General features: G+C 44.0%; 39 protein-coding genes. 3 read left to right on the top strand and 36 right to left on the bottom strand.

From position 1 onward, the window contains the following. Window positions 1–3 precede the first annotated feature (3 nt). The 10 genes from BLP57_RS03800 to rpmJ all read right to left on the bottom strand — a co-directional run bounded on the left by BLP57_RS03800 (window position 4) and on the right by rpmJ (window position 7,636). Entirely contained in the window at window positions 4–732 is a 729-nt protein-coding gene (locus BLP57_RS03800; RefSeq protein WP_015526951.1) for a type 1 glutamine amidotransferase, read from the bottom strand. Beyond that, complete coding sequence (locus BLP57_RS03795) at window positions 729–2,063, bottom strand: MurT ligase domain-containing protein (protein ID WP_015526950.1); 1,335 nt, start codon at window positions 2,061–2,063, stop codon at window positions 729–731. The genes BLP57_RS03800 and BLP57_RS03795 overlap by 4 nt, the downstream gene beginning before the upstream one ends. Window positions 2,064–2,093: 30 nt before the next feature. Continuing rightward, a complete protein-coding gene (locus BLP57_RS03790) occupies window positions 2,094–2,798 on the bottom strand; it encodes a phosphatidylinositol-specific phospholipase C/glycerophosphodiester phosphodiesterase family protein (RefSeq protein ID WP_242872549.1) in 705 nt (234 codons plus the stop codon). A gap of 379 nt (window positions 2,799–3,177) precedes the next feature. After that, window positions 3,178–3,918, bottom strand: coding sequence for a LytR/AlgR family response regulator transcription factor (locus tag BLP57_RS03785; RefSeq protein WP_092069558.1), 741 nt, complete (start codon window positions 3,916–3,918; stop codon window positions 3,178–3,180). A gap of 198 nt (window positions 3,919–4,116) precedes the next feature. Continuing rightward, the gene (locus BLP57_RS03780; RefSeq protein WP_021976084.1) at window positions 4,117–4,653 is read right to left on the bottom strand and encodes a bL17 family ribosomal protein; all 537 of its coding nucleotides are present in this window, start codon (window positions 4,651–4,653) and stop codon (window positions 4,117–4,119) included. Window positions 4,654–4,744: 91 nt separating this feature from the next. Further along, window positions 4,745–5,704 (bottom strand): DNA-directed RNA polymerase subunit alpha, encoded by a 960-nt coding sequence (locus tag BLP57_RS03775; RefSeq protein WP_059085345.1) that lies wholly within the window; start codon window positions 5,702–5,704, stop codon window positions 4,745–4,747. A gap of 84 nt (window positions 5,705–5,788) precedes the next feature. Next, on the bottom strand, window positions 5,789–6,382 hold the full coding sequence (rpsD, locus tag BLP57_RS03770) for a 30S ribosomal protein S4 (RefSeq protein WP_015526943.1): 594 nt from the start codon (window positions 6,380–6,382) through the stop codon (window positions 5,789–5,791). Between the two features lie 16 nt (window positions 6,383–6,398). Next, window positions 6,399–6,791: a 30S ribosomal protein S11 gene (gene rpsK / locus BLP57_RS03765; protein WP_015526942.1), complete on the bottom strand. Its 393-nt coding sequence runs from the start codon at window positions 6,789–6,791 to the stop codon at window positions 6,399–6,401. A 55-nt stretch (window positions 6,792–6,846) separates the two neighbouring features. Then, a complete protein-coding gene (gene rpsM / locus BLP57_RS03760) occupies window positions 6,847–7,215 on the bottom strand; it encodes a 30S ribosomal protein S13 (protein WP_008707282.1) in 369 nt (122 codons plus the stop codon). 307 nt (window positions 7,216–7,522) lie between these two features. Next, window positions 7,523–7,636: a 50S ribosomal protein L36 gene (gene rpmJ, locus BLP57_RS03755; protein ID WP_003022746.1), complete on the bottom strand. Its 114-nt coding sequence runs from the start codon at window positions 7,634–7,636 to the stop codon at window positions 7,523–7,525. Between the two features lie 222 nt (window positions 7,637–7,858). Here rpmJ and BLP57_RS03750 point away from each other — a divergent pair, with 222 nt between their 5' ends. From BLP57_RS03750 to BLP57_RS03740, 3 genes are all read left to right on the top strand, one after another. Then, window positions 7,859–8,590, top strand: coding sequence for a YoaK family protein (locus tag BLP57_RS03750; protein ID WP_092069555.1), 732 nt, complete (start codon window positions 7,859–7,861; stop codon window positions 8,588–8,590). Between the two features lie 319 nt (window positions 8,591–8,909). Beyond that, window positions 8,910–9,635, top strand: coding sequence for a UTRA domain-containing protein (locus BLP57_RS03745; protein ID WP_092069552.1), 726 nt, complete (start codon window positions 8,910–8,912; stop codon window positions 9,633–9,635). Between the two features lie 174 nt (window positions 9,636–9,809). Continuing rightward, window positions 9,810–11,132, top strand: coding sequence for a sodium-dependent transporter (locus tag BLP57_RS03740; protein ID WP_092069549.1), 1,323 nt, complete (start codon window positions 9,810–9,812; stop codon window positions 11,130–11,132). A gap of 385 nt (window positions 11,133–11,517) precedes the next feature. Here BLP57_RS03740 and infA read toward each other — a convergent pair whose 3' ends face one another. The 26 genes from infA to BLP57_RS03610 all read right to left on the bottom strand — a co-directional run bounded on the left by infA (window position 11,518) and on the right by BLP57_RS03610 (window position 25,374). Beyond that, a complete protein-coding gene (gene infA, locus BLP57_RS03735; RefSeq protein ID WP_005428560.1) occupies window positions 11,518–11,736 on the bottom strand; it encodes a translation initiation factor IF-1 in 219 nt (72 codons plus the stop codon). Window positions 11,737–11,770: 34 nt separating this feature from the next. Continuing rightward, on the bottom strand, window positions 11,771–12,529 hold the full coding sequence (map, locus tag BLP57_RS03730) for a type I methionyl aminopeptidase (RefSeq protein WP_015526936.1): 759 nt from the start codon (window positions 12,527–12,529) through the stop codon (window positions 11,771–11,773). Window positions 12,530–12,531: 2 nt separating this feature from the next. Continuing rightward, window positions 12,532–13,176 carry an adenylate kinase gene (locus BLP57_RS03725; RefSeq protein WP_015526935.1) on the bottom strand — a complete coding sequence of 215 codons (645 nt, stop codon included), beginning with the start codon at window positions 13,174–13,176 and terminating at the stop codon, window positions 12,532–12,534. Between the two features lie 98 nt (window positions 13,177–13,274). After that, the gene (secY, locus tag BLP57_RS03720) at window positions 13,275–14,588 is read right to left on the bottom strand and encodes a preprotein translocase subunit SecY (RefSeq protein WP_015526934.1); all 1,314 of its coding nucleotides are present in this window, start codon (window positions 14,586–14,588) and stop codon (window positions 13,275–13,277) included. Continuing rightward, on the bottom strand, window positions 14,588–15,028 hold the full coding sequence (gene rplO / locus BLP57_RS03715) for a 50S ribosomal protein L15 (protein ID WP_015526933.1): 441 nt from the start codon (window positions 15,026–15,028) through the stop codon (window positions 14,588–14,590). The genes secY and rplO overlap by 1 nt, the downstream gene beginning before the upstream one ends. 12 nt (window positions 15,029–15,040) lie before the next feature. Continuing rightward, on the bottom strand, window positions 15,041–15,220 hold the full coding sequence (gene rpmD, locus BLP57_RS03710) for a 50S ribosomal protein L30 (protein WP_015526932.1): 180 nt from the start codon (window positions 15,218–15,220) through the stop codon (window positions 15,041–15,043). A gap of 13 nt (window positions 15,221–15,233) precedes the next feature. Continuing rightward, window positions 15,234–15,743: a 30S ribosomal protein S5 gene (gene rpsE / locus BLP57_RS03705; protein WP_015526931.1), complete on the bottom strand. Its 510-nt coding sequence runs from the start codon at window positions 15,741–15,743 to the stop codon at window positions 15,234–15,236. Between the two features lie 17 nt (window positions 15,744–15,760). Next, a complete protein-coding gene (gene rplR, locus BLP57_RS03700) occupies window positions 15,761–16,129 on the bottom strand; it encodes a 50S ribosomal protein L18 (RefSeq protein ID WP_015526930.1) in 369 nt (122 codons plus the stop codon). Between the two features lie 17 nt (window positions 16,130–16,146). Continuing rightward, entirely contained in the window at window positions 16,147–16,686 is a 540-nt protein-coding gene (gene rplF / locus BLP57_RS03695) for a 50S ribosomal protein L6 (protein ID WP_015526929.1), read from the bottom strand. A 96-nt stretch (window positions 16,687–16,782) separates the two neighbouring features. Continuing rightward, a complete protein-coding gene (gene rpsH, locus BLP57_RS03690) occupies window positions 16,783–17,184 on the bottom strand; it encodes a 30S ribosomal protein S8 (RefSeq protein WP_015526928.1) in 402 nt (133 codons plus the stop codon). Window positions 17,185–17,265: 81 nt separating this feature from the next. Then, window positions 17,266–17,451, bottom strand: coding sequence for a type Z 30S ribosomal protein S14 (locus tag BLP57_RS03685; protein ID WP_015526927.1), 186 nt, complete (start codon window positions 17,449–17,451; stop codon window positions 17,266–17,268). Window positions 17,452–17,464: 13 nt separating this feature from the next. Further along, window positions 17,465–18,004: a 50S ribosomal protein L5 gene (rplE, locus tag BLP57_RS03680; RefSeq protein WP_021650765.1), complete on the bottom strand. Its 540-nt coding sequence runs from the start codon at window positions 18,002–18,004 to the stop codon at window positions 17,465–17,467. Between the two features lie 22 nt (window positions 18,005–18,026). Beyond that, window positions 18,027–18,338 carry a 50S ribosomal protein L24 gene (rplX, locus tag BLP57_RS03675; RefSeq protein ID WP_021650764.1) on the bottom strand — a complete coding sequence of 104 codons (312 nt, stop codon included), beginning with the start codon at window positions 18,336–18,338 and terminating at the stop codon, window positions 18,027–18,029. An 11-nt stretch (window positions 18,339–18,349) separates the two neighbouring features. After that, on the bottom strand, window positions 18,350–18,718 hold the full coding sequence (gene rplN / locus BLP57_RS03670) for a 50S ribosomal protein L14 (RefSeq protein WP_019162495.1): 369 nt from the start codon (window positions 18,716–18,718) through the stop codon (window positions 18,350–18,352). 13 nt (window positions 18,719–18,731) lie between these two features. Then, on the bottom strand, window positions 18,732–18,986 hold the full coding sequence (rpsQ, locus tag BLP57_RS03665; protein WP_021650763.1) for a 30S ribosomal protein S17: 255 nt from the start codon (window positions 18,984–18,986) through the stop codon (window positions 18,732–18,734). An 18-nt stretch (window positions 18,987–19,004) separates the two neighbouring features. Further along, on the bottom strand, window positions 19,005–19,214 hold the full coding sequence (gene rpmC / locus BLP57_RS03660; protein ID WP_021650762.1) for a 50S ribosomal protein L29: 210 nt from the start codon (window positions 19,212–19,214) through the stop codon (window positions 19,005–19,007). Then, the gene (gene rplP / locus BLP57_RS03655) at window positions 19,204–19,641 is read right to left on the bottom strand and encodes a 50S ribosomal protein L16 (protein WP_015526924.1); all 438 of its coding nucleotides are present in this window, start codon (window positions 19,639–19,641) and stop codon (window positions 19,204–19,206) included. Before rplP ends, rpmC begins: the two co-directional genes overlap by 11 nt. Then, the gene (gene rpsC / locus BLP57_RS03650) at window positions 19,641–20,297 is read right to left on the bottom strand and encodes a 30S ribosomal protein S3 (protein WP_015526923.1); all 657 of its coding nucleotides are present in this window, start codon (window positions 20,295–20,297) and stop codon (window positions 19,641–19,643) included. Before rpsC ends, rplP begins: the two co-directional genes overlap by 1 nt. 11 nt (window positions 20,298–20,308) lie before the next feature. Beyond that, entirely contained in the window at window positions 20,309–20,698 is a 390-nt protein-coding gene (rplV, locus tag BLP57_RS03645; protein ID WP_015526922.1) for a 50S ribosomal protein L22, read from the bottom strand. A gap of 86 nt (window positions 20,699–20,784) precedes the next feature. Next, window positions 20,785–21,066 (bottom strand): 30S ribosomal protein S19, encoded by a 282-nt coding sequence (gene rpsS / locus BLP57_RS03640; RefSeq protein ID WP_015526921.1) that lies wholly within the window; start codon window positions 21,064–21,066, stop codon window positions 20,785–20,787. Between the two features lie 15 nt (window positions 21,067–21,081). Then, window positions 21,082–21,927 carry a 50S ribosomal protein L2 gene (gene rplB, locus BLP57_RS03635; protein WP_015526920.1) on the bottom strand — a complete coding sequence of 282 codons (846 nt, stop codon included), beginning with the start codon at window positions 21,925–21,927 and terminating at the stop codon, window positions 21,082–21,084. Between the two features lie 62 nt (window positions 21,928–21,989). Then, on the bottom strand, window positions 21,990–22,289 hold the full coding sequence (gene rplW / locus BLP57_RS03630) for a 50S ribosomal protein L23 (RefSeq protein WP_015526919.1): 300 nt from the start codon (window positions 22,287–22,289) through the stop codon (window positions 21,990–21,992). Then, complete coding sequence (gene rplD, locus BLP57_RS03625) at window positions 22,289–22,909, bottom strand: 50S ribosomal protein L4 (RefSeq protein WP_015526918.1); 621 nt, start codon at window positions 22,907–22,909, stop codon at window positions 22,289–22,291. Before rplD ends, rplW begins: the two co-directional genes overlap by 1 nt. Before the next feature lie 21 nt (window positions 22,910–22,930). Continuing rightward, window positions 22,931–23,563 carry a 50S ribosomal protein L3 gene (rplC, locus tag BLP57_RS03620; RefSeq protein WP_092069546.1) on the bottom strand — a complete coding sequence of 211 codons (633 nt, stop codon included), beginning with the start codon at window positions 23,561–23,563 and terminating at the stop codon, window positions 22,931–22,933. Window positions 23,564–23,628: 65 nt separating this feature from the next. Then, window positions 23,629–23,946: a 30S ribosomal protein S10 gene (rpsJ, locus tag BLP57_RS03615; protein ID WP_015526916.1), complete on the bottom strand. Its 318-nt coding sequence runs from the start codon at window positions 23,944–23,946 to the stop codon at window positions 23,629–23,631. A 348-nt stretch (window positions 23,947–24,294) separates the two neighbouring features. Then, window positions 24,295–25,374, bottom strand: coding sequence for a hypothetical protein (locus tag BLP57_RS03610; protein WP_092069543.1), 1,080 nt, complete (start codon window positions 25,372–25,374; stop codon window positions 24,295–24,297). Window positions 25,375–25,376: the final 2 nt, after the last annotated feature.

The raw sequence follows: 25,376 nt of genomic DNA, 5'->3' as shown, positions 1-25,376 counted from the left end.
CTCTTATCCTTCGTTTTTTACAAAGCGATGGAAAATATAGGAGTTTGCCTCCTGTTCCTCGCTGTCGTCCAGTTTCTCAAGTTCGATCTTTTTACCGTATTTCTTTTCCAGTGCACGGCTGATCAGAAGATCTGCAAGCTGCGGGTTCTTGGGAAGAAGCGGTCCGTGAAGATACGTACCGATCACATTTTTGTATACAACCCCTTCCTCACCGGATTGTCCGTCATTTCCGTATCCTGACAGAACCTTTCCCAGGGATCTGTTGTTTCCGATGGTGGTACGCCCTCCATGATTTTCAAAACCTACGATGGGCATATCAAAAAGATCGCTCTGCATCACAATGTTTCCAATAAGGCGGCCTTTTCCCTGCTCAGTGCTCATATCTACAAGCTTCAAACCCTCGATCATTCCCTGATCCGTCTTATAATAATTTCCAAGGAGCTGATACCCTCCACAGATTGCGATCACAACTCCATTGTCTTCCACATACGCCTTGAAATCCTTCTGGATTTCCTTCAGCTTTTCACATACCAGCATCTGTTCTCTGTCGGAGCCACCGCCAAGAAGTACGATATCCAGTTTGGAAAAATCGATTCGGTCATCCAGTTCATAAGCTATGGTTTCTGCCTCGATTCCTCTCCAGAGACAGCGCTTCATCAGACACTGGATATTTCCTCTGTCACCGTAAAGGTTCAGAAGATCCGGATATAAATGCCCTATCGTTATCTTCATTTCTCACCCTCCAGTTTCTTCAGGATATTTCTGGTGCCAAACAGCGCCGTATAATTTACAAGTACATAAAGATTGCCGCATCCATCCCCGATTCGTTTGCGGATGGCTGTCTCCACATCATTTTCCAGCATGGACGGGATATCCACATATTTCAGACGGAGGCGCATATCCTGACACCGGATACCACTGACTGTGATGGAATTGATATTGTCCCCTCCGAAAAGATCAAAATCCACATCCCAGAGCCAGGAGATATCTTTTCCATCCTGTGCATTATCATTGATCACAATGATGATATCCTTTGGTGATCCGTCCTGCATCACAGCTGAAATGTTCTGGTTAAAACCGGCCGGATTCTTGGCAAGATTCAGAACAACACTGGTGCCCTTGATCCGAAACTGTTCATTGCGTCCGTTCTCCGGATTAAACTTCCGGAGCATCTCATTAAAATGCTCCGCCTTAAAGCCTGCGGTACGAATTCCCGCATAGGCAGCCAGAATATTATATACATTATAGAATCCCTTATAATTGGCCACGATCCGTTTATCCTCCACTGTAAAGGCAATCTGATCATCCACCTTCACATCTGTGGCATCAAAGTCGATCTCCGGACGTTTAAAGCCGCATTTCGGACATCTGTAGTCTCCCAGCTGACTGTAATGATAGAAGCTGTAGATCAGCCTTTCTCCACAGCACTTACAGAACCGGCCCTCACGGATCTCGTTTGTTTTGTTCTCGATCACCGGTTTGCTGATCCCGTAGGTTACAAAAGGATTTCCGCAGTCCATGGCAAGATATGCAGACAGTGCATCATCACCATTGACAATGACCTTCATATCCGGAACCTTTTTCATCATTTCTTCCAGGATGTTCATAGTGATATCGATCTCGCCATAACGGTCCAGCTGATCACGGAACAGATTGGTCATAACCATATAATCCGGTCTGATCCTTGTGAACACATGTCTTGTGGATGCCTCATCCACCTCGATACAGGCATAATCCGCATCCAGTTTTCCGCTGAATTTTGCCCCCAATACAAAGGCTGCCACAACTCCGTTGAGCATGTTGGAACCGGTATGATTGCAGATGACCTTTTTTCCCTCTGCCTCAAGGCCTGCGCACAGCATGTTATTGGTTGTGGTCTTTCCGTTGGTTCCGCATACTACAAATATTTTTTCTCTTACCTGAGAAGAAAGCTCTTCCAGAATATCCGGACAGATCTTCATCGCGACCTTACCGGCCCAGGTCACACCCTGCCGGCCCATAAGCTTACAGACATGTCCTGTGATCTTTGCTGCCATCACAGCAATGGTTGTTCTTATTTTCATAATCTTCTGATTCCTTTATTTTTATTTCTCTTACCACAGATCTTCCGCTGTCAGGAAATCGGTACAGATTCCTTCTGCTCCCTGCGAAATGTATCTTCTGGCCTGGTCACGGTCATTAACCGTATAAACATACAGACTGATCCCGTTTTTTTCAAAGATCTTCTCCGTTTCTTCTGACCAATACTCCCAGTATACTGTTGCTGCCGGAATTCCCTTTTCTTTACAGAAGGATGCAATATACTCCAGCTCTTCCACAGAATACTCCTGCCACAGTGAATATACGTAGGAAGGAAAAGAATAGAGCATGGACGTTCCGGGAAACATTGCTTCATTGTAGATTTCCGGAATGATCCGATCCAGCGTCTCACCGGCACCTGCATTCCTGGCGATTTCCACATAATCACTGTAATCCTCCAGTGTTCTCTGATAATTGCGAAGAGAATACTGTTTGGAATCGATCAGCACATATGCATCCGGATAATCTTTCAGAAGAAGGAAAAAATCCTCCAGTGTCATGGGGGTGTATTTCCCATATATTTTACTTTGTCTGAATTCCTTTTCTGTAAGGACTTTTTTTCCGTTGCCATCCCACTGTCCCATGGAATCGTTCCAGTTATGCCTGCAGACCCATACTCCATCGGATGTCCTGGAAAGATCCAATTCAAAAAGACGAACTCCCTGTTCATACATAAACAGAAATCCCTCTCTGGAATTCAGGTAATCCTTTCCGTCCATACCTCCCAGAGCATGTGCAATGGTCCTGTAGTCCTTCCAGCTAAATCCTCCTGATGTATTCCGGGCAGTTTCTGTTTCCGGGAAACTACCTCCCAGAAGAAAAAGCGATACAAACAGTATTTCCAATGTCAGTATAAAACGTCGCATCATCTCAGGCAACAAAAAAATGCACAAGACGTAAAGGAAAACATTTCCTCGCTGCTTTCCTTTTTATCTTCTGCAAATTTATCATATCCGGGAACCTGTCCCAAACCATTCCTATATTGTTTCTGTCCGGGAATACCAAAAGTCCCACCGACCATGTTTATCATCCTTTCGCATACGTGTAGTCGTATTTCATACATTACCGATTGTACGCTAAAAAAGGATAATAATCAAGTTAATCCTCTTCTTCCTCGTCATATTCCTGCTGAAGCCTCAGATATTCATCATATTTCTCGTGTGCATTCCGATTATAGGATCGGGAGATCGGTATTACATGCTCTCCGATATGGAAGCTGTCATTTTCAGCTCCTGTGACCCGTTCCATATTTACTATAAAGCTCTGATGACACCGCAAAAATGTACCGTCGTCAAGCTGTTTTTCGAAGTCTTTCAGCTTACCTCTGCACTGGAGTATACTTCCGTCTGTCCTATGGAAATTCACGATATGGAGACTGCTGGTAATATAGCTAACCTGACTGTAGCGTAAAGTATACACACGGGCACGATACTGAAAATGGATCACCCGCTCATCATTCCCGTCGCTAAGTCGCTTCTTCAGTGGTTCCATTACATATTCCAAAGTTTCTTCGGTTACAGGTTTCAGTAAATAGTTATATGCAAACAGGTCAAAAGCATTTCTGTAATATTCATCGCTTCTACTCATAAAAAGCACTGCCACTGACATTTCTTTTTCACGTATCTTCCGTATTGTTTCCAGTCCGTCTACTTTCTTTGAATCAATGTTCACAAAGATTGCATCATAAGGTTTCCTTTTCTTTTCCAATTCTTCCAATAAAAGCTCGCCGCTTTTAAATATCCGAATTTCTGACCCTGGAACGATCCGCTCAAGCTGTTTGTGAAGTCTTCTCGCATCCGCCTGCATATCATCACAAATGGCAATGGTCATCATCGTCATATTTATGTATCCCCTTTTACTCCATCATTGTTACTTTTTGTTCTATATATTATACCATGATTTGTTATTCAAATTATGATATCTTAATGTAATTTATGGTCGAAAACCCACCATTTATGCATTTTTTCGAGTTTTTTAGAATATAAAAAAAGGACATCTGCATTTCTGCAAATGTCCTTTAAATCGGTCAGAAGTAAATTATACAAGCTCGATAAGAACTTCCATTGCTGCATCGCCTTTACGCTGTCCGATCTTAACGATTCTTGTGTAACCACCGTTACGATCTGCGTATTTCGGAGCGATCTCGCTGAACATCTTGTCAACCATGTCAACTTCTTTTGTATTTTTCTTTCTGCCAGCGCCCTTAGCAGGAACCTCTGTTACAGGATAGAAAACTTTCATCATCTCACGACGTGCATGAAGTCTGGAAGGAGCATCTTTCTTGATCTCTTTCTGAACTTCATCGTAAACTGTTTTCTTTTTGCCGTCTACGACTTCTTTTACACGTTTTCCGTCAGCATCTTTACGAGCAACCTTAGCTGTTACTGTAACTGTCTCGAAATTGTCTTTCTCACGTACAGCCATAGCAATAAGTCCCTCAGCGATCTTACGGATCTCTTTAGCCTTAGCTTCTGTTGTCACGATCTTTCCGTGATGAAGAAGGTTTGTAACCTGATTTCTGAGAAGTGCTTTTCTCTGGTTAGATGTTCTGCTTAATTTTCTATATTTTGCCATTTTATTATCCTCCATCTGTGGGACACCAGGACATGCTTGTTCGGTCTTACTGCCCTGCTGCTGACACCCCACTCATTACTCTGTTTCCGGATTATTCCTCTGTAGGCTGGAGCTGAAGTCCCAGCTCTTTGAGTTTTGCAAGTACTTCCTCTAAGGATTTGCGGCCCAGATTACGAACCTTCATCATATCGTCAGAAGTCTTGTTGCATAATTCTTCAACCGTATTGATACCGGCTCTCTTAAGGCAGTTGTAGGAACGAACAGAGAGCTCAAGCTCATCAATGCTCATCTCCAGAACCTTTTCCTTCTCATTGTCTTCTTTCTCGATCATAACCTCTGCGGTCTTAGCATTCTCGGAAAGATCAATGAACAGGTTTAAATGCTCGCTGAGAACCTTCGCTGCAAGGCTGACTGCCTCATCCGGATCAAGTGTTCCATTGGTATATACATCCAGTGTAAGCTTGTCGAAGTCAGTTACCTGACCAACTCGTGTATTCTCTACGATCATGTTGACTCTGTCTACCGGTGTGTAGATCGCATCCACTGCGATCATACCGATCGGCATGTCATCGGTTTTGCCTTTGTCTGCACTGATATAGCCACGTCCCTTGGTAATGGTAAGCTCCATGGCCAGTCTGCAGTCTTTTCCACCGTTCAGGGTTGCAATCACCTGATCCGGGTTCATGATCTCAATATCCTGATCTGCCTGGATATCAGCTGCTGTAACAACACCTTTGCCCTCACACTCAATGTATGCGGTCTTCGGCTCATTGTCACTGCTGTGATTCTTAATGGCAAGAGATTTCAGATTCATGATGATTTCGGTCACATCTTCCTTCACGCCCGGAATGGAGCTGAATTCATGAAGTACACCATCGATCTTCACCTGGCTTACTGCAGCTCCCGGAAGGGAGGACAGCATAATTCTTCTTAAAGAATTGCCAAGGGTAGTACCATAACCTCTTTCCAGAGGCTCTACAACGAATCTTCCAAACTTCTTATCTTCGGATATTTCGGTAATTTCGATTTTTGGTTTATTGAAATCAAACACTATAAGGTTCCCTCCTTCTGGGTTAATCAACATTCGAGGGTATTACCAATTTTTATAACTGTAGACACAGTAAACAGTTACTAATTATTTAGAATACAGCTCGACGATAAGCATCTCGTTTACAGGAACATCGATCTGCTCTCTTGTAGGAAGCTCTTTAACTACACCCTTCAGGTTCTCCTGATCAACGTCGATCCACTCCGGAACAAGTCTTCCGCCAGTGATCTCAAGGATTCCTTTATATCTCTCAGAGCCTTTGCTCTTCTCTCTGATCTCAATTGTGTCTCCTGCTTTGCACAGGTAGGACGGAATGTTTACACATTTTCCGTTAACAAGTACGTGCTTGTGATCTACGATCTGACGAGCCTCTCTTCTTGTTCTGGCAAATCCCATACGGAAAACGATGTTGTCAAGTCTGCTCTCAAGCATAACCATAAGGTTCTCACCTGTCTGGCCCTGCATTCTGTCGGCTTTCTTGTAGTAGTTACGGAAAGGTTTCTCAAGAACTCCGTAGATAAATTTTGCTTTCTGTTTCTCTTTTAACTGAAGACCATACTCAGACACCTTGCGGTTTGCACGTTTTAACTGTCTTGTGGACTTCTTATCAATTCCTAAGTAAATCGGATCCAGGCCAAGGGATCTGCATCTTTTCAGAACAGGTACTCTATTTACTGCCATTTCAACTACCTCCTAATTAGACTCTTCTGCGTTTTGGTGGACGGCATCCGTTGTGAGGAACCGGAGTTACGTCACGAATGCTGGTTACTTCAAGTCCGCATGCCTGAAGCGCACGGATTGCAGCTTCACGGCCTGAGCCCGGGCCTTTTACCATAACGTCTACTGTTTTTAATCCATGAATTAAAGCAGCCTTTGTTGCAGTCTCTGCTGCCATCTGTGCTGCATAAGGGGTAGATTTCCTTGAACCTTTAAATCCAAGACCACCGGCACTTGCCCATGAAAGAGCGTTTCCTTCGTTATCTGTCAGTGTGACGATTGTATTGTTGAAGGAAGACTGAATGTGTGCCTGTCCGTGTTCAACGTTTTTCTTGACACGACGTTTTGTCGTTTTCTTTGTAACTTTTGCCATTTTAAAACTAACCTACACTTTCCTTTTATTGAAATTAATTAGTTATATCTATAAATTATTTCTTCTTGTTTGCAACAGTTCTCTTCGGTCCCTTGCGAGTTCTCGCATTTGTCTTAGTCTTCTGACCACGAACCGGGAGTCCTTTACGATGACGGATACCTCTGTAGCATCCAATCTCCTGCAGTCTCTTGATGTTAAGGGCGATTTCCCTTCTCAGATCACCTTCTACTGTCATTGTCTCATCAATAACAGCACTCAGTCTCTTAACCTCGTCATCAGTCAGATCTCTGACACGTGTGTCAGGATTAACCTCTGCTTTAGCAAGAATTTTGTCTGCGCTTGGTCTACCAATTCCATAAATGTAGGTAAGACCGATTTCAATACGTTTCTCTCTTGGTAAGTCTACACCAGCTATACGAGCCATGTACTGTTTCCTCCATTTTCTGTTTCTGAAAGTTCCGCATATCGTATGTCACTTGCTCTCGCAAGGTGAAATGGGACATATCGACCTGCCTCTTTCTTTTCTAGTTTCCTAATTGGGGTGCCTCGGTAAAACACCCAGCTGTAATTGGCGAATCACAGCCTTTCCGAAATTGCGGATCTTAACCGCTGTTGCCTCTCGGTATTAGGCAATACATGCTTATTATCTGTTCAGTAGAACAACCCTGCCGGGTGTTTCATACTGCAGCCGCACGTTTCACAAACATTCCAAAGAAGTTCCGATATGGAAATCAACCCTGACGCTGTTTGTGCTTCGGGTTCTCACAGATGATTCTGATGGATCCCTTTCTCTTAATGACCTTGCACTTCTCGCAGATCGGCTTTACAGATGATCTTACTTTCACTGGAAATCCTCCTTCCGTAAATTAGTCTCATATCTGCAGTTTCACAGGCGCACTCATACACAGTATTTGCGCGCTTGAAATATATACTAACACCTGTTTTCCTGAAATGCAAGAAAAAATTTAAAAAATTTTTGATTTTTTTTACAGGCTGTATTATAATGGGTGGCAAAGTCCGGCAGACATATAGAATCTGCCTATTTTAATGAAAGGAATCTTTTACATATGCATACGGAAATGAAATATCGTTTTCTGATACATTACACCTTATCTTTTATCGGTGGATACCTGGGGCTTTATGCCATTGTGTCAAGAGCTGATCTTTTCGGCAATGCCCAGACAGCCAATCTTCTTGGTGTTGTGCGGGATCTCATAGGCAGGAATTTTTCGGATATGCTTCTGCGTGTGGGTGCGCTTCTCATATATATGGCTGCTGTTATCCTTACGGTCTGGATCCCAGAGCATTTTTCCGCAGATCTTCGTTTTATCAGTATCGGGATCGATATCTTTGCGATCCTGCTCCTGGGATTCTTTCCTTCCGGAATGTCTCCGGTTGTGGCTCTTTACCCCGTGTTCTTTGCAATGCCTTTCCAGTGGTGTACCTTCAAGGCTCCCGGCGGATATAACAGCTCCACGATCTTTTCCACCAACAACCTTCGCCAGTTCACCACAGCTACCACTCAGTTCCTTATGAAAAAGGACAGCGCACAGTGCGATAAAGCAAAATTCTACGGAATGACGCTGCTTTCTTTTCATACAGGTGCAGCTTTGTCTCTGATCCTGTATATGACCTGCGGTCTCTCAGGCGTATGGCTCTGTCTGGTTCCTGCCTTCTATGCTGTATGGCTGATCAGTGCAGACCGGAATACCGCAGCCGATACACCGGCAGTTACCCGAAGCACAGCTTCTGACGGCAGCAGCTTCAGAAATCTTTCCTATAAGAAAAAAGAGGCCTGACTTTATTTTAGCTTTGATAAAATAAGAGGAAATGTGATCTGTTTTTACACTGTCACATTTCCTTTTTTGTTTACGCGTAAGCCCCTCTGACGCTTACAGCTTATATGCGTTTGAAATCCAGTATCATGATTTTGAATGGCCACAAATCGATTTCATCTATATTTCTCATACTATCCTCATAACATATCAATATGCTCTGTAACTTGTTTAAACATTCCACGGTATTTACATTGCGCTTACCGGGAAAATCTTTTATAATTATTCCAGAAATCATAAATCCTGCTATATATTTTTGACCGAACATGAATGGAGAATTGAAATGCCCAAAAGTATTTACGAAGATATCTATAAAGATCTGAAAATGAAAATAGAGGACAACACCTTTGCCTATCAGGAGCTTCTGCCTTCCGAAAACACTCTGATCCAGACTTACGGCTGCTCCCGCAATACCCTGCGACGTGCGGTCAGTTTTCTTGTCAGTGACGGCTATGTACAGACCATGCAGGGAAAAGGTGTCCGCAATATCTACCGTCCAAACGAGAAGACTGCTTTCACCATCGGAGAGATCGAAACCTTCAAGGAATCTGCTGCAAGGAACGGTCAGAATGCCCATACGGAGGTGGCTCTTTTTACAGAGCTTTGTATCAGCAAAAATCAGTCAGCTTACACAGGATTTCCCGCTGGTGCAGAAGTATATTATATTCAGCGTATCCATTATCTTGAAGATATCCCGCTGATCATCAACCATAATTATTTTCTGAAGGAATCCGTTCCTGGCCTTACTGCCGAGATTGCCAGTCATTCTATCTATGAATATCTGGAACAGGTGCTTCATATGACCATTGTCAACAGCAAACGTATCATGACTGTGGAAAAGGTTACAGAAATTGATGAAAAATATCTTCATCTGAATGTAAAGGATTATAACTGCGTGGCTGTGGTGTCCAGCCAGACTTATAACAGTGACGGTGTGATGTTTGAGTATACCCAGTCACGGCACAGACCGGATCATTTTCGATTTTATGATAATGCCCTGCGCCGATGAGCCCGGCTCATAACTGCTTCGCAGCTATACGGTTATGAGCAGGTGACAAATGTGGCTCACAAATATCCGCCTAGATCTGTATAGATACCTGGATCTGTATAGATGCTGCAGTTTCCTATTTTCCAAAATTATGTTATACTGAAACGATCAACGGAGAGAGGAAATTTTATTTTTATGAAAAAACGAGAATCTTTTAACAGCCGCTGGGGGTTCATTCTGGCCTGCATCGGGTCTGCGGTTGGAATGGGAAATATCTGGATGTTTCCCACCAGAGTTTCCCTGTATGGCGGGGGATCGTTCCTGATCCCGTATTTTATTTTTGTGGCACTGATCGGCTTTACCGGGGTGATCGGCGAGATGAGCTTTGGCCGCGGGACACGTTCCGGGCCCATTGACGCCTTCGGCATGGCCTGTGAAACCAAATGCAGACGAAGGCTGGGTGAAACACTAGGCTGGATACCGGTGATCGGTGCACTGGCCATGGCTATCGGTTATACCGTTGTTATGGGATGGATCTTCCGATATATGCTCGGAGCCTTTACAGGCTCCACCCTGGCACCGGCAGATATTGAGTCCTTTGGCGCCAAATTCGGAGGCATGGCCTCTGCCTGGGGAAATAATCTCTGGCAGCTGGCTGCTCTTGTGATCTGCATGTTTATCCTGATGTACGGCGTTGGAAGCGGCATCGAAAAGGCCAATAAAGTGATGATGCCTATCTTCTTTATACTGTTTGTGATCCTTGGCATCTATGTTGCCTTTCAGCCGGGAGCTGCTGCCGGATACCGCTATATCTTCCGCGTGGAGCCGGAAGTTCTGGCAAAGCCTTCCACCTGGATCTTCGCACTTGGACAGGCATTTTTCTCCCTGTCTGTTGCAGGCAACGGTACACTGATCTACGGATCTTATCTTCCGGACAGCGAAGATATCCCTGCATCTGCTGCAAGGGTAGCACTTTTTGATACTCTGGCTGCTATGCTGGCAGCACTTGTTATCATTCCGGCCATGGCTACCACAGGTGCCAAGCTTGACCAGGGCGGTCCCGGACTTCTGTTCATCTACCTGCCGCACCTGATCAAAACCATGCCTGGCGGACGGATCATTGCCATCATCTTTTTCGTAGCTGTGTTCCTTGCAGGCATGACCTCGCTTATGAACCTTTATGAAGCTCCTATTGCCACAGTTCAGGAAAAAACAGGTCTTGGCCGGATTCCTTCCTGCATGGTGATCTCAGTGATCGGCGTTGTGGTTTCGCTTCTTATCCAGGGCATTGTTTCTGACTGGATGGATGTGCTTTCCATCTATATCTGTCCTCTCGGCGCAGGACTTGCAGGGATCATGTTCTTCTGGATTTTCGGCCGGAGCTATGTGGAAAGCCAGATCAGCAAAGGCCGTGAGAAACCATTCACGAAATATTTTTACCCGGTGTGTAAATATCTTTATATTCCGGTGTGCTTTCTGGTGCTGATCCTTGGTGTTGTGCTGGGCGGGATCGGATGATAAGGTGATAACATAAGTAAAATAAAAAATTATCTGCATAAACAAATCCCCCGAAAAATGATTTTTTAATCATTTCCGAGGGATTTTTATGTTTTATCTTATAATATTCGTAAAGCCAGGATTTTCGATTTGCTGCATATCCTGAATACACTCACTTCACAGTTTGTCAACAAGTTTAAGTTTTACACTGATTTCCAATTATTCTACATTCTTAGAGTGTATCCGGTTTCTCCACTTCGTAATCAGACCAGGAAGCAATTGTATCGCTGCCTGAGAAACGTAAAAAAATGTGAGTGATAAATTCCACTTCAGATTCTTTTTCTGCAGAAAAGGCAAAAAAAGACCCGGCAGCTTAACGCCACCAGGTCGTCTTTTACAATATTTCTTATTTATCTCTCCAGATGATTCTTCCTTTGGAAAGATCATACGGAGAAAGTTCGATCGTTACTTTATCTCCCGGGAGAATACGGATAAAATTCATACGGAGCTTGCCACTGATATGTGCAAGTACCACATGTTTGTTTTCCAGTTCCACTTTAAACATCGCATTAGGCAGTTTCTCCAGAACAGTGCCTTCTACTTCGATCACATCTGCTTTTGACATTTTTTACCTCCTATGTCATGACAACAATTGCTGCTTACAGATTCGTAAGCGTCAGAATCTCTGGTTCCCCATCGGTGATGAGGATCGTATTTTCATAATGGGCGGAAAGTGAACCATCCATGGTTACCACTGTCCACTCATCGTCCAGCCATGCCACGTCCGCACGACCAAGGTTGATCATGGGCTCGACGGCCAGGGTCATTCCCGGAAGGAGCTTGATGCCCCTGCGCTTCTGCGGGAAGTTTGGAATCTGCGGATCCTCATGAAGATGAGTTCCGATTCCATGTCCTACAAGGTCACGTACAATACCATAACGGTATTTCGCTGCGTGGGCTCCGATGGCTTTGGAAATATCATTTAAATGATTTCCGGCTTTTGCCATTTTCAGTCCTTCAAAAAAGCACTCTCTTGTAACCTTAATGAGCTGCTGTGCTTCTTTGGATACTTCACCTACCGCATAGGTACGTGCTGCGTCAGAATGGTAGCCCTTATAAATCAGGCCGGCGTCGATCTTAACCAGATCCCCGTCCTGGATGATCTTCTCCTCGGATGGAATTCCATGCACAACCTCATCATTCAGGCTGATGCAGAAAGAAGCCGGAAAACCTCCGTAGTTCAGAAAGTTCGGAATACAGCCCATAGACCGGATCATTTCTTCTCCGATCTTATCAATCTCTTTGGTGCTGACACCCGGTTTGATGTAAGGGATCAAACCGTCATGCACCTTCTCAAGAAGATGGCCTGCTTCTCTCATAAGTTCGATTTCATGCTGTGTCTTAATTGTTACGGACATTCTTATTCTCCTAAGATGTCAACGATCTCCTGGAATACCTCATTCAGATCCCTGGTTCCGTCTACCGTCTTCAAAACACCCTGTGTGGTGTAATAGTCAATCAATGGCTGTGTCTGCTCATGATAAACATTCAGACGCTTCTGAACTGTTTCCGGCTTGTCATCATCACGGAGTACAAGCTTGTCACCACAGGTATCGCAGACCCCCTCTGTCTTCGGTGCTGCAAATACAACGTGATAAGTTGCACCGCATTTCACACATGCACGGCGTCCGCCCATACGTTTCACGATGTTATCATCCGGCACATCCACATCGATCGCATAGTCAATTTTGCTTCCAAGTTTGTTCAGAGCCTCTGTCAGACATTCTGCCTGCGGAATTGTTCTCGGGAAACCATCCAGAACATACCCTTCCCTTGCGTCATCCTGCTGGATTCTGTCAACAACAAGGTCGCAGGTCAGTTCATCCGGAACAAGAAGTCCCTGATCCATGTAAGTTTTTGCTTTGTTTCCAAGCTCGGTACCGTTTTTGATGTTAGCACGGAAAATATCTCCTGTGGAGATGTGCGGAATCCCATATTTCGCCGCAATTTTCTTAGCCTGAGTACCTTTACCTGCCCCCGGTGCACCCAACATAATAATTCTCATAGCATACCCTCCATTTTCCTGTTTTCTGCCTGATTTTCAGACAGTCCTGTTTACAAATCAAGGCTGCGACACTTTCGCACCGCAACCTTCATTTTCAATTAGTTCAGGAAGCCTTTGTAATTACGTACAAGCAGCTGAGATTCCACCTGCTTAACGGTCTCCAGGATAACACCTACGATGATGATGATAGATGTACCGCCGAAGGAAACATCCGCACCGAACACACCGTTGAAGAAGAACGGTATAACGGCCACGATAACAAGACCTACTGCACCTATAAATATAATATAATTCAGGATTTTAGTCAAATAATCTGAAGTCGGTTTTCCCGGACGGATGCCTGGGATAAAACCGCCCTGCTTTTTGATATTATCGGCTACTTCCAACGGATTAAAGGTAATTGATGTATAGAAGTATGCGAAGAATACGCAAAGTACCACATACACGATCAGACCCCAGCTGTACTGGATCTGACTTGGATTACACCAGTTATTGGAGGAAAGTCCTCTTAAGATCTCACTTCCGATGCCCGTTCCGTTTCCTTTGCCAGCGAACTGAGCAATGATCGACGGGAAAGACATGATAGAGGAAGCAAAAATAACCGGGATAACGCCGGCAGTATTTACCTTGAGCGGGATGTTTGTGGACTGACCGCCCATCATTTTACGTCCAACCATCTTTCTGGAATACTGAACCGGAATTCTTCTCTCTGCTCCGTTGAGGATAAGTACGAGCACTACAACAAACAGAATAATCACAGCAATGATGCAGGCTGCAAGCATTCCTTTTGCAATTGTTTTGCCCTTGACGAAGTTCTCATAAAGAAGGGACATATCACTCGGGATCCTGGACACGATATTGATAGTCAGGACGATGGAAATACCATTTCCAATGCCCTTCTCTGTAATACGCTCGCCCAGCCACATAAGCATTGCGGAACCCGCTGTTAAACTTGCAACAACTACGATTCCTTTAAGGAAGCTCATGTTCGGGATCATACCCTGACGTCCAAATCCGATTGCCATGGCAACAGACTCAAACAGAGCAAGACCAACCGTTACATAACGTGTGATTGCTGTAAGCTTTTTTCTTCCTTCTTCTCCGTCACGCTGCATCTCTTCCAGTGCCGGAATGGCAATGGTAAGAAGCTGAATGATAATGGAAGAAGTAATGTAAGGTGTGATGTTCAATGCGAAAATTGACATCTGAGTAAAGGAACCGCCGGTGAACGCATCAAAGAAATTGAATGCGTCACCGGTATTAGATTCAAACCACTGCTTAAAGAAGTCACTGTCGACTCCCGGTACAGGAAGCTGGGATCCGATTCTGATCACGAATATCATCCAGATCAGATAGAGAAGCTTTCTTCTCATTTCCTTTACTTTGAAAACACTCTTAAGAGTCTCAAACATTAGATCACCTCTACTGTACCACCAGCAGCTTCAATTTTTGTTTTTGCAGTCTCGCTGACAGCGTTTACTTTAACATTAAGTTTTTTTGTAAGCTCGCCGTTTCCAAGGATCTTAACACCATCACCGATCTTGGAGATTGCACCGCTTGCAAGTAAGCTGTCAACTGTAACCTCTGCGCCATCCTCAAAACGATTGAGAACGTCTACATTGATTGCGATAATTTCTTTAGAGTTTCTGTTAGTGAAACCTCTCTTAGGAAGACGTCTGTATAAAGGCATCTGACCTCCCTCGAATCCCGGTTTCTTGTGTCCGGAACGAGCAAGCTGTCCTTTATGTCCTTTACCAGCAGTTTTGCCGTTTCCTGAACCATGTCCACGGCCTCTTCTGAAGTTATCGCTATGCTTGGAACCCTCTGCGGGTCTTAAGTTTGATAATTCCATTCTGGCACCTCCTTAATCTTCTACTTTTACCAGGTGCTGCACCTGCTGAATCATTCCTCTGGTTGCAGCGTTGTCTGGCATCTCAACTGTTTTATGCATCTTTGTAAGACCCATAGCTTTTACAGTTTTTTTGTGTTTCGGTACTGCACCGATTGGAGATTTTACCAGTGTAACCTTGATTGTATCTGCCATTTCCATATCCTCCTTAACCCAGAATCTCATCTACAGATTTTCCGCGGAGCTTTGCGACCTCTTCCGGAGTCTTTAACTGGCTCAGGCCTGCGATTGTTGCCAGAACTACGTTCTGTTTATTTCTGGAACCCATACATTTTGTACGGATGTTTTTGATACCTGCAAGCTCGATTACGGCACGTGCCGGGCCACCGGCGATAACTCCAGTACCTTCCGGAGCTCTCTTCAGAAGCATCTCAGCGCTTCCGAATTTTCCGATGAAGTCATGTGTAATGGAATTGTTCTCGTCTCTTGCAACAGTAACAAGCTTCTTCATAGCGTCCTCTTTACCTTTGCGGATCGCCTCCGGAATTTCTGCTGCTTTTCCTAAACCTGCACCAACGTGTCCATTGCCGTCACCTACAACAACTAAAGCTGTGAAACGGAAGTTACGACCACCTTTAACAACCTTGGTAACACGCTTGATTGATACTACTTTATCTTCTAACTCTAACTGACTAGCATCAATAAGATTACGTTTCATGTGTTCTTTTCCTCCTCTTAGAATTTCAGTCCAGCTTCTCTTGCTGCATCTGCCAGTGCTTTAACTTTTCCGTGGTAGATATATCCACCTCTGTCGAAAACAACGCTCTCGATACCAGCCTCAACAGCTTTTTTACCGATCACTGTTCCAACTTTTGCTGCAGCCTGTACATCATCAGTGTTCTCAAGCTCTGCTTTTACGTCCTTCTGGAGAGTAGAAGCGGATACTAAAGTTTTACCAACTGTGTCATCAATAATCTGTGCATAGATGTGCTTGTTGGAACGAAATACTGCCAGACGAGGAGTAGTTGCAGTTCCGTTTAAATGATGACGTAATCTTCTATGCTTCTTTTCGCGAATTTCGCTTCTGGATGCTTTGTTAATCATATTCTCACTCTCCTTAATTATTTCTTACCGGTCTTACCGACTTTACGTCTGATAACTTCGTCAACGTACTTGATTCCCTTGCCCTTGTATGGCTCAGGTCTTCTCTTGTCTCTGATCTCAGCTGCGTACTGGCCAACTTTTTCTTTGCTGATACCAGATACGATGATCTTGTTTCCGTCAACTGTGGACTCAAGACCTTCTGGATCTTCCATCTCTACCGGGTGAGAATATCCGAGGTTAAGTACAAGTTTCTTGCCCTGCTTAGCAGCTCTGTAACCAACACCGTTAACCTCAAGCTCTTTTTTGTATCCTTCGCTTACACCAACAACCATGTTGTGGATAAGGCTTCTTGTTAAGCCGTGAAGGGCTTTGATTCTCTTTAAGTCGTTCGGTCTTGTTACAACTACATGACCGTCTTCAACTTTGATCTCTAACTCTGTCGGGAGTGCTCTCTCAAGTGTTCCCTTAGGTCCTTTTACTGTTACAACGTTTCCATCTGCGACTGTAACCTCAACGCCAGCTGGAATTGCAACCGGAAGTCTTCCGATTCGTGACATAAATTTGTCCTCCTTACTTAGATTGTCGGAGAGGGCCCATGCCCTCTCTGTTTTCAGTTTAAAAGCTATATGACTGCTTCGTTAAGCGGCTTTGGCCTACCAAACGAATGCAAGTACCTCGCCACCAACCTGAAGCTTACGAGCCTCTTTGTCAGTGATAACGCCTTTGTTTGTGGAAAGGATTGCGATACCAAGTCCACCAAGAACCTTCGGAAGCTCATCCTTGCCTGCGTATACACGAAGACCTGGTTTGGAGATTCTCTTAAGTCCTGTGATGATCTTCTGGTTTTTGTCCTCACCATATTTCAGTGTGATGTGAAGAGTTTTAACAACTCCATCCTCAACCAGATCATATTTTGCGATGTATCCCTCATCTACAAGGATGTTTGCGATAGCAATTTTCATCTTGGATGCCGGTACGTCTACAGTGTCATGTTTTGCAGTATTTGCGTTACGGATTCTTGTAAGCATATCTGCGATCGGATCGCTCATTGTCATGTAAGTTTCCTCCTCTTTCTTCAGACTTTACATGTCGTGTGAATATTATTTAAATGATTAAAAAGTTGCTTTCGCCTCGGCCTACCAGGAAGCTTTCTTAACACCCGGGATCTGACCTTTGTATGCCAGCTCACGGAAGCAGATTCTGCAAATTCCGTATTTTCTCAGGTATGCATGTGGACGGCCACAGATTCTGCAGCGAGTATACTCTCTTGTGGAGAATTTAGCTTTACGCTGCTGTTTAATTTTCATTGCTGTCTTAGCCATGAATCTTTTCCTCCTATTTAGCAAATGGCATGTTGAATAATGTCAGTAATTCGCGTGCCTCTTCATCTGTTTTAGCAGTTGTAACGAAGATAACGTCCATTCCTCTTACTTTATCAACCTTATCGTACTCAACCTCTGGGAAGATCAGCTGCTCTTTGATACCAAGAGCATAGTTTCCTCTGCCGTCGAATGCGTTCGGGTTAACACCACGGAAGTCACGTACACGTGGAAGAGCAAGGTTGATAAGACGATCAGCGAACTCATACATCTTCTCGCCTCTCAGAGTAACTTTACATCCGATCGGCATACCCTCTCTGATTTTGAAGTTAGCGACAGATTTTTTAGCTTTTGTAGCGATTGCTTTCTGTCCTGTAACAAGTTCCATATCTGCGATTGCAGCGTCAAGAAGTTTAGCGTTCTCTTTTGCCTCGCCAACACCCATGTTAACAACGATTTTCTCGAGTTTTGGCACTTCCATTACGTTTTTGTATCCGAATTTCTTGGTCATGGCATCCATGATCTCGTTCTTGTAAAGATCTTTTAATCTACTCACCTTTATATGCCTCCTCTCTTAATTAATCGATTGTCTTTCCTGTTGCTTTAGCAACACGAACTTTTTTGTCTCCATCCATCTTGAATCCAACTCTTGTAGCTTTTCCGTCTACAACGAGCATTACGTTGGAGATGTGAAGCGGAGCTTCTTTTGTCACGATTCCACCGTTCTGATTAGCTGCGGACGGTTTAGCGTGCTTTGTAACCATGTTTACGTTCTCAACAACTACTGTGTTGTCTTTTACGTTAACTGCAAGGACCTTTCCGTCCTTACCTTTATCTTTTCCAGCGATTACCTTTACAGTATCACCTTTTTTAATTTTCATAGCTGACATTCGGCACCCTCCTATAATACTTCCGGAGCTAAGGAAACGATCTTCATGAATTTCTTCTCACGAAGCTCTCTGGCAACTGGTCCAAAGATACGTGTTCCTCTCGGAGTTAAGTCATCCTTGATAATTACGGCAGCATTTTCATCGAAACGGATGTAAGATCCGTCTTTACGACGAGCGCCTTTTTTAGTTCTAACAACTACAGCTTTAACAACGTCACCTTTTTTAACAACGCCGCCTGGTGTTGCATCTTTAACCGTAGCAACGATTGTGTCACCGATGTTTGCATATCTTCTTGTAGAGCCGCCCATAACACGAATACAAAGGATTTCTTTTGCACCAGTGTTGTCGGCAACTTTCAGTCTAGTTTCCTGCTGAATCATACTGGTTTCCTCCTTATTTAGCTTTCTCTACGATCTCAACCAGTCTCCATCTCTTGTCCTTGGACAGCGGTCTGGTCTCCATTACCTTAACGGTATCTCCGATGTTGCACTCATTGTTCTCGTCATGAGCTTTTAATTTATATGTTCTCTTCACGATTTTTTTGTAAAGAGGATGTTTTACATGGTCTTCAATTGCAACTACGATGGTCTTATCCATTTTGTCGCTGATAACCTTACCCACGCGGGTTTTTCTCAGATTTCTTTCCACGATTTATGTCCTCCTGTCCTATTTGGAAGCGTTTGCCTGCTCAGTGATTACTGTCTGGATTCTGGCAATATTTTTACGAACCTCTTTGATTCGTCCTGTATTGTCTAACTGGTTTGTTGCATTCTGAAATCTCAGATTGAAAAGCTCTTTTTTAGCAGCTACTAATTCTTCATTCAGTTCTGCAACTGACTTTGCTTTTAAATCTTCCACGAACTTATTAATTTTCACTGTTATCACCGCCTTCTAAGTCTGCACGAGAAACGATTTTACATTTACATGGTAACTTGTGCATTGCAAGACGTAATGCTTCACGGGCAACCTCTTCGGACACGCCTGCAATCTCAAACATAACACGACCTGGTTTTACTACTGCTACCCAGTACTCCAGAGCGCCTTTTCCGGAACCCATTCGAGTCTCAGCTGGTTTAGCTGTTACCGGTTTATCCGGGAAAATCTTAATCCAAACTTTACCGCCACGTTTGATGTAACGGGTCATAGCAACACGGGCTGCCTCGATCTGATTAGATCTGATCCAACATGGCTCAGTAGCAACAAGACCGAAATCACCATAGTTGATAACATTGCCTCTAAGGGCTTTTCCTCTCATGGAGCCACGGAATTGTTTACGACGTTTTACTCTTTTTGGCATTAACATTATTTATCGCTCCCTTCCTTAGTTCCTTTTGTCGGAAGAATCTCACCATTGTAGATCCATGCCTTAACACCAACTTTACCGTATGTGGTGTCTGCTTCCGCAAAGCCATAGTCGATATCTGCACGAAGTGTCTGAAGCGGGATTGTTCCCTCGCTGTAGAACTCTGTACGAGCCATATCAGCTCCGCCGAGACGTCCGGATACGGAAGTCTTGATTCCCTTAGCGCCAGCCTTCATTGTTCTCTGCATTGTGGACTTCATAGCACGTCTGAAGGAAATACGATTCTCAAGCTGAAGAGCAATGTTCTCAGCAACCAGCTGTGCATCTTTGTCCGGTCTCTTAACTTCTTTGATGTCAACGATAAGCTTCTTGTCTGTGTATTTCTGAAGCTCAGCTTTAACTTTCTCGATCTCTGCGCCGCCCTTACCGATTACGATACCAGGTTTTGCTGTGTAGATGATGATCTTAACTCTGTCAGATGCTCTCTCGATCTCGATTTTGGAAACACCTGCGCTGTATAATTTCTTTTTAAGGAATGTTCTGATGTTGTAGTCTTCTACCAGGTAGTCAGCAAACTTGTCTTCTGCATACCATCTGGAATCCCAATCCTTGATAACTCCGACTCTAAGGCCATGCGGATTAACTTTCTGTCCCATGCTTTTCCTCCTTACCTTTCATCAAGCACAACTGTGATATGGCTAGTTCTCTTCTCGATTCTGTAAGCTCTACCCTGTGCTCTCGGCTGAATTCTCTTCATTGTAGGTCCCTTATCTGCATAGCATGCTGCAACATAAAGGTTGTCTGCGTTCATTCCGTTGTTGTTCTCAGCGTTTGCTACTGCTGACTCAAGCAGTTTTTTGATCACGCTGGAAGCGTATCTCGGATTGTATGTCAGGATACCAAGTGCTGTCTGTACATCTTTGCCACGGATCGCATCTAATACGTAGCAGGCTTTCTGAACAGAAATTCTTGCATAAGATAACTTTGCAGACGGCCTTGTCTCTCTATTATTCTCATTTCTGGCTCTCTTTATCTGGCTTCTATGTCCTTTTGCCATCTTAAAGTGCCTCCTTTCTTAAATTCGATATCTAAGTTATCTGCCAGCTGTCTTAAATTGACAGCGGGCAGTTATAAATCTGATGACTAGCGTACTCCGGACTTCTTCTCGTCTTTTCCGTGTCCTCTGTAAGTTCTTGTTGCAACGAACTCACCAAGTTTGTGTCCTACCATATCCTCTGTGATATATACCGGCACATGTTTTCTTCCGTCATGAACAGCGATTGTGTGTCCTACGAAAGACGGGAAGATTGTGGAACGGCGAGACCAAGTTTTGATTACGGATTTATCATTTGCAGCGTTAAGAGCGTCTACTTTTTTAAGTAAGCTCTGGTCTGCAAAAGGTCCTTTTTTCAGTGAACGAGACATGCTTTCTCCTCCTTATTATTTCGATAATGCTTTTCCATCGCGTCTTCTTACGATGTACTTGTTGGACTGTTTGTTTTTCTTTCTGGTCTTCAGGCCGAGAGCAGGTTTGCCCCACGGTGTGCAAGGACCTGGGCGTCCGATACCGGTCTTACCTTCACCACCACCATGTGGATGGTCATTCGGGTTCATTACGGAACCACGAACTGTAGGTCTGATACCCATGTTACGTTTACGTCCGGCTTTACCGATGTTAATAAGGTTGTGATCTCCGTTTCCGATTACACCAACAGTTGCGCGGCATACGATCGGAACCATTCTCATCTCACCGGAAGGAAGACGAAGTGTTGCGTACTTTCCTTCTTTAGCCATGAGCTGTGCGCCGTTTCCTGCAGAACGAACCATCTGTCCGCCTTTTCCAGGATGAAGCTCAATGTTGTGAACCATAGTACCAACCGGGATAAGCTCCAGTGGGAGGCAGTTTCCAACACGAACCTCAGCTTCCGGACCATTGTAAACCTTCTGGCCTACTTTAAGTCCCTCTGGAGCGAGGATGTAAGCTTTCTCGCCATCTGCGTAGCAGATCAGAGCGATGTTAGCTGTTCTGTTCGGATCGTACTCGATTGTTTTAACTGTTGCAGGGATTCCATCTTTTCTTCTCTTGAAGTCGATGATTCTGTATTTTCTTCTGCTTCCGCCACCCTGATGTCTTACAGTGATCTTACCCTGATTGTTACGTCCAGCGTTCTTCTTAAGGGAAGTAACGAGGGATTTCTCTGGTTTTGCAGCTGTAATCTCAGAGAAGTCGGAACCAGTCATATGTCTTCTTGACGGTGTATATGGGTTATAGCTTTTGATTCCCATGATGTTTCTCCTTTCGAATTTGTTCTCGTGCTTTCGTGCACATATTCGGACTTATCTGTTAATTAAAGTCCCTCAAAAATCTCGATATCTTTGCTCTCTTCTGTAAGAGCTACGATAGCTTTTTTAGTCTTAGCAGTTTTTCCAACTACCATTCCACGGCGTTTTTTCTTTCCATCACTGTTGATGGTGTTTACGCTCTTAACTTTTGTTCCCTCGAACATCTTCTCAACAGCCTCTTTGATCTGAGTCTTGTTAGCTTCCGGATGTACAAGGAATGTATATTTCTTCTCACCCATGTCTGCCATGGATTTCTCTGTGATAACCGGACGGATGATTACGTCATAGTACTGAATACTTGCCATTATGCGTATACCTCCTCGATAGATGCAACGGCATCCTTTGTAACAACTACGGTGTTGTGTTTCATAACATCGTATGTGTTGATTGTAGCCGGTGTTGCAGTTTCCACGTCAGCGATGTTTCTTGCGGAAAGAACTACGTTCTGATCGTTGTCAGCTGTGATTACAAGAGCTTTCTCTGCTTTCAGGTTTGTAAGAACCTTCTGCATCTCTTTTGTCTTAACCTCAGCAAGTGCAAGGCTGTCAACAACAACAAGTTTATTATCCTGAACCTTGGATGTCAGAGCGGATTTAAGAGCTGCTCTTCTTTCCTTCTTGTTCATTTTCACTTCATAATCTCTCGGAACCGGAGCGAATACAACACCGCCGCCTGTCCACTGTGGTGCACGGATGGAACCCTGTCTTGCATGACCTGTTCCTTTCTGTCTCCACGGTTTTCTTCCGCCGCCTCTTACCTCAGAACGAGTTTTCGCTTTCTGAGTTCCCTGACGGTTATTTGCAAGCTGACGAACAACTGCAAGATGAACGAGATGCTCATTGATCTCAACGCCGAATACTGCGTCATTCAGCTCCATTGTGCCAACTTCATTGCCTTCCATATTATAAACAGTTACATTAGCCATTCTGATGCTCCTCCTTTCCTATTATAAGGACTTTACTGTCTCTTTGATTGTAACCAAAGATTTCTTAGGTCCTGGAACAGCACCTTTAACTAACAGTAAGTTATTCTCTGTATCTACACGTACGATCTCAAGATTCTGAACAGTTACCTGAACATGTCCCATGTGACCTGGCATATGTTTTCCTTTGAAAACCTTGCTCGGATCGGAGCAAGCGCCGTTGGAACCTGCATGACGATGATATTTAGAACCGTGAGCCATAGGTCCTCTGGACTGGCCATGTCTCTTGATGGCGCCCTGGAAGCCTTTACCTTTGGAAACTGCAGTAGCATCGATATGATCTCCTGCTGCAAAGATATCAGCCTTGATCTCCTGTCCAACCTCATACTCGCCGGCATTGTCAAATCTGAATTCTTTTACAAATCTCTTTACAGCTACACCAGCTTTGTCAAAGTGGCCTTTCTCCGGTTTGTTGACCAGTTTCTCTCTGATCTCGCCGAAGCCAACCTGAACTGATGCGTATCCATCGTTCTCCTCAGTTTTAACCTGAGTTACAACGCAAGGACCTGCCTGTAAAACAGTTACCGGAATTAACATTCCATCTTCATTGAAGATCTGAGTCATTCCGACTTTAGTAGCTAAAATAGCTTTCTGCATTTCTTTCTTCCTCCTTATAGCGGATTACCATTCGGTAATCATATAGTTAATGTCAAATGACATTATTAACGATTTTTCATTTTGATATCGATGTGAACACCAGCCGGCATCTCCAGTCTGGAAAGTGCATCTACTGTTTTCTGAGTTGGTGTCAGGATATCGATAAGTCTCTTATGTGTTCTCTGCTCAAACTGCTCTCTGGAATCTTTGTATTTATGAACAGCTCTTAAGATTGTAACAACCTCTTTCTTAGTAGGAAGCGGAACCGGTCCACTTACCATTGCTCCGTTCTTCTTTACTGTCTCGATGATCTTTGCTGCAGATGCATCAACGAGCTGATGATCATATGCCTTTAATGTGATTCTCATTACCTGATTTGCCATAAAAAAAGTCTCCTCCTATTCGTACTTATATAGCAGTACGACAAGCGGCGACTGTACACATCTCCGTGTGTGTCATGGTATATTTACACACACGCCCATCCCATGATGGTTATTGAACTTTGTACAGTGACTTGTCGTCAGTTTCCTAACTTGACATTCGCTCCACGGAAAACCTGCCAGTGTGGCAGCAACCTCGCGCTTCATAGCTATCAATGTCACAGCAAGGATTAGTATATACGATGATTCTTCAGAATGCAAGCCTTTTTTTAAATTTTTTTGATTTTTTTTAAAAAAGAAGAAAATGGCTCATTTCTGAACCATTTTCTTCTTATATAATAGGTACTTATTTTATTCTTCCATATCGTCCACATCACCACTGATGATATCCGAGTAATCAAACAGTGTAACCTTCGTGATGTCATCCTTAACGATATCCGGTGCATCACCTGCCTTCTTTACGCGGCTTGCAAGCTGCGCTGCGGAATAAGACGGCATCGCAAGGCTTCCAATGGTAACCGGCTCCTCTTCCTCTTCCGGAACCTCTTCGACCTTTCCGGCCGGATGCGGCTTTCTGTTTTCTTCAACCGTACGTTCTGCCATTTCCAGTCTGGAAAGCATATCTGCTTCTTCTGAAGTGGCTGCTGCAATCTCTTTCTTAAGTTCCGCATGAGCCTCACTTGCGGCAGTCTGTGCAGTCTGCTGTATGGCAGCCTTCTTTTTATTCTCCGAATAGTCTGTAACATCCTCTTCGTCAATCTCATCTACGAAACCGCCCGTACGGACCTTACGCTTATCTGCTTTTTTATTTTTGTGTTTTCGTGCCTTTTCTTCCTGAATGATCTCTTTTTCTTCTTCCTTCATTCTTCTGGCACGTGCTTTTTCTTCCTGCTTCAGTTCTTTCCTGGACTTCACATAACCCGGTTCCGGATCGTTCACATCTTCCTCAATATCATCCGGCTCTTTCTTCCAGAGCTCTGCGATCACATACAGGATGATCAGGAACAATACGACCAGACCAAGAATGATCAGGCCTTCAATACTTTCTGTAGCCACCATAAGATATCCCACATAGCCAATGGTAACTACAACTTTCGGAACATAATCTCCAACCTTAATGGTAAAAGTCTTTCCTCCGGAAACGGACTGATCTGTTACTGTTCCGGTTCCCTTGGAGGCATCGAGATTGGTGATCGTATATTTATATGTCTCGGAATCTTTCTGTACAAGGATCGGAGTACCTGCGCTGATCGCAGAACTCTTCTCCGGGATCGCATATGTAACAGATCCGACTGGGAGGTTCGTTGCCTTATCGGATTTATCCACGATCACTGTTCTCACCCCGAAGAACGGCGGAAGAACAAGTCCCAGTACACAGATCAGTGTGCATATCACAACAAAATGTACGATAAATTTCAATACTTTTGACATAG

It is taken from the genome of Blautia sp. SF-50, assembly GCF_900101315.1.
In the GTDB taxonomy this organism is placed as follows: Bacteria; Bacillota; Clostridia; order Lachnospirales; family Lachnospiraceae; genus Blautia_A; species Blautia_A fusiformis.
Note: the sequence above shows the minus strand (reverse complement) of the source record. Positions and strands in the feature narration are given on the sequence as shown.

What these genes read in the sequence shown, in the direction of transcription:
- BLP57_RS03800 (WP_015526951.1), bottom strand. Translation starts at nt 732, where the DNA reads ATGAAGATAACGATAGGGCATTTATATCCGGATCTTCTGAACCTTTAC.
- BLP57_RS03795 (WP_015526950.1), bottom strand. Translation starts at nt 2,063, where the DNA reads ATGAAAATAAGAACAACCATTGCTGTGATGGCAGCAAAGATCACAGGA.
- BLP57_RS03790 (WP_242872549.1), bottom strand. Translation starts at nt 2,798, where the DNA reads ATGGACGGAAAGGATTACCTGAATTCCAGAGAGGGATTTCTGTTTATG.
- BLP57_RS03785 (WP_092069558.1), bottom strand. Translation starts at nt 3,918, where the DNA reads ATGACGATGATGACCATTGCCATTTGTGATGATATGCAGGCGGATGCG.
- BLP57_RS03780 (WP_021976084.1), bottom strand. Translation starts at nt 4,653, where the DNA reads ATGGCAAAATATAGAAAATTAAGCAGAACATCTAACCAGAGAAAAGCA.
- rpsD (WP_015526943.1), bottom strand. Translation starts at nt 6,382, where the DNA reads ATGGCAGTAAATAGAGTACCTGTTCTGAAAAGATGCAGATCCCTTGGC.
- rpsK (WP_015526942.1), bottom strand. Translation starts at nt 6,791, where the DNA reads ATGGCAAAAGTTACAAAGAAAACGACAAAACGTCGTGTCAAGAAAAAC.
- rpsM (WP_008707282.1), bottom strand. Translation starts at nt 7,215, where the DNA reads ATGGCTCGTATAGCTGGTGTAGACTTACCAAGAGAGAAACGTATTGAA.
- BLP57_RS03750 (WP_092069555.1), top strand. Translation starts at nt 7,859, where the DNA reads ATGCATACGGAAATGAAATATCGTTTTCTGATACATTACACCTTATCT.
- BLP57_RS03745 (WP_092069552.1), top strand. Translation starts at nt 8,910, where the DNA reads ATGCCCAAAAGTATTTACGAAGATATCTATAAAGATCTGAAAATGAAA.
- BLP57_RS03740 (WP_092069549.1), top strand. Translation starts at nt 9,810, where the DNA reads ATGAAAAAACGAGAATCTTTTAACAGCCGCTGGGGGTTCATTCTGGCC.
- infA (WP_005428560.1), bottom strand. Translation starts at nt 11,736, where the DNA reads ATGTCAAAAGCAGATGTGATCGAAGTAGAAGGCACTGTTCTGGAGAAA.
- map (WP_015526936.1), bottom strand. Translation starts at nt 12,529, where the DNA reads ATGTCCGTAACAATTAAGACACAGCATGAAATCGAACTTATGAGAGAA.
- BLP57_RS03725 (WP_015526935.1), bottom strand. Translation starts at nt 13,176, where the DNA reads ATGAGAATTATTATGTTGGGTGCACCGGGGGCAGGTAAAGGTACTCAG.
- secY (WP_015526934.1), bottom strand. Translation starts at nt 14,588, where the DNA reads ATGTTTGAGACTCTTAAGAGTGTTTTCAAAGTAAAGGAAATGAGAAGA.
- rplO (WP_015526933.1), bottom strand. Translation starts at nt 15,028, where the DNA reads ATGGAATTATCAAACTTAAGACCCGCAGAGGGTTCCAAGCATAGCGAT.
- rpmD (WP_015526932.1), bottom strand. Translation starts at nt 15,220, where the DNA reads ATGGCAGATACAATCAAGGTTACACTGGTAAAATCTCCAATCGGTGCA.
- rpsE (WP_015526931.1), bottom strand. Translation starts at nt 15,743, where the DNA reads ATGAAACGTAATCTTATTGATGCTAGTCAGTTAGAGTTAGAAGATAAA.
- rplR (WP_015526930.1), bottom strand. Translation starts at nt 16,129, where the DNA reads ATGATTAACAAAGCATCCAGAAGCGAAATTCGCGAAAAGAAGCATAGA.
- rplF (WP_015526929.1), bottom strand. Translation starts at nt 16,686, where the DNA reads ATGTCACGAATCGGAAGACTTCCGGTTGCAATTCCAGCTGGCGTTGAG.
- rpsH (WP_015526928.1), bottom strand. Translation starts at nt 17,184, where the DNA reads ATGACAATGAGCGATCCGATCGCAGATATGCTTACAAGAATCCGTAAC.
- BLP57_RS03685 (WP_015526927.1), bottom strand. Translation starts at nt 17,451, where the DNA reads ATGGCTAAGACAGCAATGAAAATTAAACAGCAGCGTAAAGCTAAATTC.
- rplX (WP_021650764.1), bottom strand. Translation starts at nt 18,338, where the DNA reads ATGTCAGCTATGAAAATTAAAAAAGGTGATACTGTAAAGGTAATCGCT.
- rplN (WP_019162495.1), bottom strand. Translation starts at nt 18,718, where the DNA reads ATGATTCAGCAGGAAACTAGACTGAAAGTTGCCGACAACACTGGTGCA.
- rplP (WP_015526924.1), bottom strand. Translation starts at nt 19,641, where the DNA reads ATGTTAATGCCAAAAAGAGTAAAACGTCGTAAACAATTCCGTGGCTCC.
- rpsC (WP_015526923.1), bottom strand. Translation starts at nt 20,297, where the DNA reads ATGGGACAGAAAGTTAATCCGCATGGCCTTAGAGTCGGAGTTATCAAG.
- rplV (WP_015526922.1), bottom strand. Translation starts at nt 20,698, where the DNA reads ATGGCAAAAGGACATAGAAGCCAGATAAAGAGAGCCAGAAATGAGAAT.
- rpsS (WP_015526921.1), bottom strand. Translation starts at nt 21,066, where the DNA reads ATGTCTCGTTCACTGAAAAAAGGACCTTTTGCAGACCAGAGCTTACTT.
- rplB (WP_015526920.1), bottom strand. Translation starts at nt 21,927, where the DNA reads ATGGGAATCAAAAGCTATAACCCATATACACCGTCAAGAAGACATATG.
- rplW (WP_015526919.1), bottom strand. Translation starts at nt 22,289, where the DNA reads ATGGCAAGTATTCAGTACTATGACGTAATCATCCGTCCGGTTATCACA.
- rplD (WP_015526918.1), bottom strand. Translation starts at nt 22,909, where the DNA reads ATGGCTAATGTAACTGTTTATAATATGGAAGGCAATGAAGTTGGCACA.
- rplC (WP_092069546.1), bottom strand. Translation starts at nt 23,563, where the DNA reads ATGCAGAAAGCTATTTTAGCTACTAAAGTCGGAATGACTCAGATCTTC.
- rpsJ (WP_015526916.1), bottom strand. Translation starts at nt 23,946, where the DNA reads ATGGCAAATCAGGTAATGAGAATCACATTAAAGGCATATGATCATCAG.
- BLP57_RS03610 (WP_092069543.1), bottom strand. Translation starts at nt 25,374, where the DNA reads ATGTCAAAAGTATTGAAATTTATCGTACATTTTGTTGTGATATGCACA.